Annotated in this window: 4 protein-coding genes; all 4 read left to right on the forward strand. The window is 71.2% G+C overall.

The window, feature by feature from the left end; translation table 11 throughout:
• Positions 1 to 358 precede the first annotated feature (358 nt).
• Positions 359 to 2170, forward strand: a complete 1812-nt coding sequence (locus tag HNQ61_RS10140) for an ABC transporter ATP-binding protein (protein ID WP_170040257.1) — start codon at positions 359 to 361, stop codon at positions 2168 to 2170.
• An 11-nt stretch (positions 2171 to 2181) separates the two neighbouring features.
• Positions 2182 to 3393: an HlyD family secretion protein gene (locus HNQ61_RS10145; RefSeq protein ID WP_170040255.1), complete on the forward strand. Its 1212-nt coding sequence runs from the start codon at positions 2182 to 2184 to the stop codon at positions 3391 to 3393.
• A 469-nt stretch (positions 3394 to 3862) separates the two neighbouring features.
• Positions 3863 to 4078 carry an MbtH family protein gene (locus HNQ61_RS10150; RefSeq protein ID WP_170040253.1) on the forward strand — a complete coding sequence of 72 codons (216 nt, stop codon included), beginning with the start codon at positions 3863 to 3865 and terminating at the stop codon, positions 4076 to 4078.
• A 96-nt stretch (positions 4079 to 4174) separates the two neighbouring features.
• Positions 4175 to 6000, forward strand: a 1826-nt coding sequence (locus HNQ61_RS10155) for a non-ribosomal peptide synthetase (RefSeq protein ID WP_183685624.1), incomplete at its 3' end; no start/stop codon positions are given.

The raw sequence follows: 6000 nt of genomic DNA on the forward strand, positions 1-6000 counted from the left end.
TTCGCGGGGGAGGCGAAAGGACCCGGCCGCGGGCGCGGGGACACATCATTCCGGTCCCATCTTGCCCGCTGCCGCTTCCCGAAACGACCCCGAGTAGGTAAGTTTCACTCCTGCGTCGGGGGCGCCGCGGGCGCCTCCGGGCGCGTGCCGCGCGGCATGTCCCTTTCCGCTCGCCTGTTCCGTGACGGAACGCGGGCGGCGTGCGGCGTTGCGGGAACTTTGCCTCGCTGCTCCCCGCCTCCGGCGTGCACCACGATCCCTTTCCGCCCGTAGACGGCGAATTCCGCACCTCGCCCCCGCATGCCGGCACTCGCCGCCGCGGCGGGGTGCGCACCGCATACGACCCGACCAGACACTGATGGCCAAGTTCGGAACAGACCCCGCGCCTCCGCTTCGCGACGCGGTGAACCAGTACCGGCGCCTTCTGGTGCTGCTGCGCCCCTACTGGGGACGGCTCGGCCGGAGCATGATGCTGGCCCTGGTCATCGGCCTGATCGGCATGGCGCCGCCGTACCTGTCCAAGCTGCTGATCGACGAGGTGTACCCCTCGCGTGACGTGACGCTGATGCACGTGCTGGTGGGCGGGCTGCTGGCCATTGCCGTGTCGGTGGCGTGCATGGAGTCCATCCGCAACTACTTCCAGTTCCAGGTCAGCTCGCGCCTGTCGGACGCGGCCTCGCTCCTGTTCTTCAACCACGTGCAGCACCTGCGCGCGCGGTTCTTTGAAGAGCACCAGGTGGGCGAGGTGATGAGCCGCTTCGTGGACGTGCGCCAGGCGCTGGGCACCGTGTCCAAGGCGTTCGGCACGGTGTTCATCCAGACCGTGTACCTGGTGCTGGTGCCCCCGTTCCTGTTTCTGCTGGAGTGGCGGCTGGCCCTGGTGGCGCTGGCCTTTGCCCCGCTCACGGTGGGCATCACCCTCCTTTCCACCCGCGTGCTGCGCGTCTACTTCAAGCGCATGGCCGAGGGGTACGCCGAGTTCCGCGCGTACCAGGTGGAGGTGTACAGCCACATCCGCACCCTCAAGACGTTCTCCGTTGAACACCAGGTGTTTGACCGCGCCCGCCGGCAGATCGACGTGGCGCTGGGGCACAACCTGCAGGGCGGCATCGTGGGGCAGGGCTTTACCCTGGCCAGCGCCGTCCTGGCGGCGGTGTCCACCGCGGTGTTCACCTGGTACGGGTGGACGCTGATCCTTGAGCAGAAGATGACGCTGGGCACCTTCATCGCCTTTGTGGCGTACCTGGCCTTCTTTACGCAGCCGCTCAAGGAAATCACCTCCATGTTCTCGGAGCTGCAGCAGTCGGCCGTGGGGCTGGCCCGCATGTTCGAGTACCTGGACGAAGAGGTGGAGCAGGACCCCGCCCTGGCGTACCATCCGCCCGCGCCGGTGGAGCACCGGCTGCGCGGCCGGGTGGAGCTGCGCAACGTGGCCTTCGGCTACCAGGCGGAGGAGCCGGTGCTGCACAACATCGACCTGGTGCTGGAACCCGGGGAGCTGACGGCGGTGGTGGGGCAGAGCGGCGCGGGCAAGAGTTCGCTGCTGCGCCTGATCTGCCGCCTGGAAGAACCGCTGGAGGGGCACGTGCTGTTTGACGGGATGAGCGGGTCGTCCATCCCCCTGCCGGACGTGCGCAGGCAGATCGCCGTCGTCTGGCAGGACACCAGCCTGCTGCGGGGCAGCATCTGGGACAACCTCACCATGGGGGTTCTGAACCCCAGCCGGGTGATGGTGGACGACATCGTGGGGCTGTGCCGGCTGGACGAGCTGATCGCCAAGCTGCCCAAGGGATATGAGACGCACGTGGCCGAGTGGGGCGCCAGCCTTTCCGGCGGCCAGCGCCAGCGCATTTCGCTGGCCCGGGCGCTCATCCGCGACACGCCCATTCTGCTTCTGGACGAGGCCACGTCCAACATCGACCAGCAGACGGAGGGCGCCATTCTGGAAGACCTGTTCTCGTACCGCGCGGGGCGTACGACGCTGTACGTGACGCACCGCGTCGCCACGGTGTCCACGGCCGACAAGATCTGCGTGATGCGCTCCGGCCGGGTGGTAGGGGTGGGGACGCACGAGTCGCTCCTGGCCACCTGTGATCCGTACGTCGACATGGTGAACGCCGGCGGCCGCGACTCCGGCCGCGTGCCGGCGGCAAGGCCGGCCACCACCTGATGCCCAGCACGATGCGTCCACCCGTGCCCCAGCCCGAGCTGCTGCTTCCCGAGGTTTCGCCCCGCGTGGTGGGCGGCCAGTGGGTTTCGCGCGCCGTCAGCCTTACGCTGCTCATTTTCACGGTGCTGTTCGGGAGCGCCATCCTGGCCTCCGTTCTGATCCGCCTCAAGGTGACCGTGGACGGCACGGGCGCCCTGCAGCCGGCGGGGATCTGGTCCGTCCGCGCCGAGGAGCCGGGCGTGGTGCGCGAGGTGCTCGTCCGCATGGGCGACACCGTGCGCGCGCAGCAGCCCATTGCCCGGCTGGACTCTCTGCAGCTGGCTTCGCAGCTGGACCAGCTCCGGTCTCGCCGGCGGGTGCTGGAGCTGGACCTGCGCCTGGCGCGCAACTCGGTTCCGCTGGAGGTGCGCTCCATCGCCGAAAAGCGCGCCGAGGCCAACGCCGCGCTCGTGCGGGCCAACGCCACGCTGCGCCAGCGCCTGGTGGAGCACGACATGGATCCGGACGTGGCCCGGATGCGGCAGACGTACCAGCTGGGCTCCAACGTGGCCGTCGACGCGGCGCTGGCGGACGTGCTGGCCGCCGAGGCCGCCAATCGCACGGCGCACATCGACGGGGAGCGCCTGGGGCTCAAGAACATCGAGCAGGGCCGGCAGGTGGAGCAGGTGGCGGAGATGGACTTTCAGATCGCCACGCTGCAGCAGCGGCTCTCGCGGCTGACGCTGCACGCCCCCGCCTCCGGCGTCGTGCTCACGGACGGGCTGGAGCGGCTGTCGGGGACGATGCTGCAGGAAGGGCAGACGGTGATGGAGATCGCGCAGCACGGCGGCTGGCGCGCGGTGCTGCTGGTGGCGGAGCGCGACGTGTCGCGCATCCGCGTGGGCGACGAGACGCAGGTGGAGCTTCGCGCGTTCGGCCGGGTGGACGCGCCGGAGATCCGCGGTACGGTGATCACGGTGGGCGCCGAGCCCGCGGCCGGCGGCCCGCCGACGGAGAACCGCATGTTCCCCGTGACGGTGCGCCTGGACCCCAAGGACCTGCAGGAAGTGGGGGTAGACCGGCTGCGCCGCGGCTACACCGCGCAGGCCAAGATCGTCACGCGCTCGGAGCGGATGATCACCCTGATGTGGGAGTACCTGCTGCAGCGCATGGAACGCCGCCGCCCGCTGAACACGCCCGCGGCGCCGGCGGCGGCGGCGGCGGAACCCGCGGCGGTGCGCTAGGCCGCTCGCTCGTCCGTCCGCTCCACCCCGAGGGGTGAGGAGGGCGGTGCGGGTGGATTCCGGGGCGAGTGCCGGGGCGGGGCGCCGCTCCGTTTGCCGCCGTGCTCCGCTCGGATGCAGTGTTCGGTCGTGCGGTTCGAGTGACACGGTTCGCGCCCGGATTTCAGCGGTTTCCACCGGCGGATTGGCGGAGCACAGCGGAGCGCCGGGTTGCGATTCGCCCGGCGTACCTGTTAGTTTTTCGCCAATCAATCCATACTGCGGCAGGCATTACAGGCCAGCGCGCGCACCATCGCGCGCCGTCCAGATGCACCCGGTTTCCACCGCTGCTCCGTGGATGCCGGGCCGCGCCGCCGCCGTGCCGCATGCGGCATGAGGACGGGGCGCACCTCCGCTCCCGCGCCCGGAACGATGGAAAGGTTCGCGGAACCCCGCGGGCTCCCGGTCCCCCCCCTCCCAGATCCGGCACATGACGACGGACGCAACGGACGACACCAGCACGTACATCGTCCTGGTGAACGACGAGGAGCAGTATTCACTCTGGCTCGCGGACCGGGAGATTCCCCGGGGCTGGACGGCCGTGGGCACGCCCGGCACCCGGGACCAGTGCCTCGCCTACATCCAGGAGGTGTGGACCGACATGAGGCCGCTCAGCCTGCGCCCGGATCCGTCCGCCGCGGCCTGAAACACCGGGGCCGGCCGCCCCTGGCCGCATCTGTCCGATCCGTACCGGGCGGTGGTGAAATCCACCGCCCCATCCGTTTTTGCACTACGAGGCTGCATGTCCACTGGCGGGAACGAGTTGAGTCACGCGCAAGGCGAAGGTCCGGAGCATCCGGCACAGGCGGGGGAGCGCGGCCTTTCCGCGCGCCCCGCCGCCGGGGAAGGCGACCGTGCGCGCGTGGAACGGCCGATTCCGTCCGCCGGCGGCGGTGACCGGGGCGTGCATGCACCGTCCGCCGGTCCGGCCGGCTCGCCCGCGCACTTCGCGGCCCAGGCGCGCTACTGGGAGCAGGCGCTGGCCGGCGCGCCGGAACTGCTGGAGCTTCCGGCGGACCATCCGCGCCCGGCGCGGCGGGACGCGGCCGGCGGCCGGGTGCCCGTGGCGCTGGACGCGGAACTGGCGGCGGCGCTCCGCGCGCTGTCGCGGCGGAACGATGTCCCGCTCTCCATGACGCTTCTCGCCGGCTGGGCCCTCGTGCTCGGCCGGCTTTCCGTGCAGACGGACGTGGTGGTCGGCGTGCCCGCGGGCAGCCTTGGCACCGGCGAGCCCGGGGATGCGTCCGGCGCGTCCGCCAACCCGCTGGCGCTGCGCGTGGACCTGTCCGGCGCGCCCACGGTGGCGGAGCTGCTGGGTCGCGTGCGTACGCGCGCGCACGAGGCGCTTCAGAACGGGGCCATCCCGTTCGAGCAAGTCGTGCAGCGGGTCGCTCCGGCGGGGAGCCCGGCGTACACCCCGCTGTTTCAGGTGACGTTTGCCTGGGAGAGCGCGGCGGATGCGGCGGACACGGCGGGGTTCGACCTGTCGCTCGTCCTGGGCGAGGCGGGGGACGGCGTGGAGGGCGGCATCACCTACGCCGCGTCGCTGTTCGAGCGCGGGACGGTGGAGCGCTTCGCCGGCTACCTGCGGCGGGCGCTGCAGGAGATGACGGCGGATGACAACCGGCCCGTGGACCGGCTGCCGCTGCTGCCGGAAGCAGAGCGCCGCCTGGTGATTGAAGGCCTGAACGCGACCGACCGGCCCTACCCGGCCGGCCTGTGCGTCCACGACCTGTTCCGCGCGCAGGCCGCGCGCACGCCGGACGCGGCCGCGCTGGTGTGGCGGGGCGAGCGGGTGACGTATGCGGAGATGGATCGCCGGGCGAACCGCATCGCCCATGCGCTGCGCCGCCGTGGTGCCGGGCCGGAGGTGCGCGTGGGCATCTGCCTGCCGCGTATGCCGGACCTCGTCGCGTCCATGCTGGGCGTGCTCGCCGCGGGCGCGGCGTACGTGCCGCTGGACCCGGCGTATCCGCGCGAGCGGCTGGGCTACATGCTGCAGGACGCCGGGGTGACGCTCGTCATCACCGATTCCACCTTGGCGGAACGGCTGCCGGAGGGCCCGGCCACGCTGCTGCTGGACGCGGAGAGCGCGGCGCTCGCTGCGGAGCCGGAGACGGCGCCGGAGAGCGGCGTGGTCCCGGAGAACCTGTCGCATGTCATCTTCACCTCCGGCTCCACCGGCCGGCCCAAGGGGGTGATGATTCGCCACGCGTCCACCGTCGTCCTGCTGCACTGGCTGGGGGAGACGGTTACGGATGCGGAGCGCGCCTCCGTCCTTTTCTCCACCTCCATCAACTTCGACGTTTCCGTGGCGGAGGTGTTCGGCACGCTGAGCTGGGGCGGCACGCTGGTGCTGGTGGAGAACGCGCTGGAACTGGCCACGCTGGACGAGCCGGTGGTGCACGTGAGCATGGTGCCCAGCGCCGCGGCGGAACTGCTGCGCAGCGGGGGCATTCCGTCCAGCGTGCGCACGCTGAACCTGGGCGGCGAGGCGCTGCCCAACGCGCTGGCGCAGGGGCTGTACGCGCTGCCCGGCGTGGAAAAGGTCGGCAACCTGTACGGGCC

Origin of the sequence: Longimicrobium terrae (assembly GCF_014202995.1) — a bacterium.
In the GTDB taxonomy this organism is placed as follows: Bacteria; Gemmatimonadota; Gemmatimonadetes; order Longimicrobiales; family Longimicrobiaceae; genus Longimicrobium; species Longimicrobium terrae.

Excerpts from the sequence above, each read along its gene's own strand:
- HNQ61_RS10140 (WP_170040257.1), top strand. The coding sequence starts at position 359 with ATGGCCAAGTTCGGAACAGACCCCGCGCCTCCGCTTCGCGACGCGGTG.
- HNQ61_RS10145 (WP_170040255.1), top strand. The coding sequence starts at position 2,182 with ATGCGTCCACCCGTGCCCCAGCCCGAGCTGCTGCTTCCCGAGGTTTCG.
- HNQ61_RS10150 (WP_170040253.1), top strand. The coding sequence starts at position 3,863 with ATGACGACGGACGCAACGGACGACACCAGCACGTACATCGTCCTGGTG.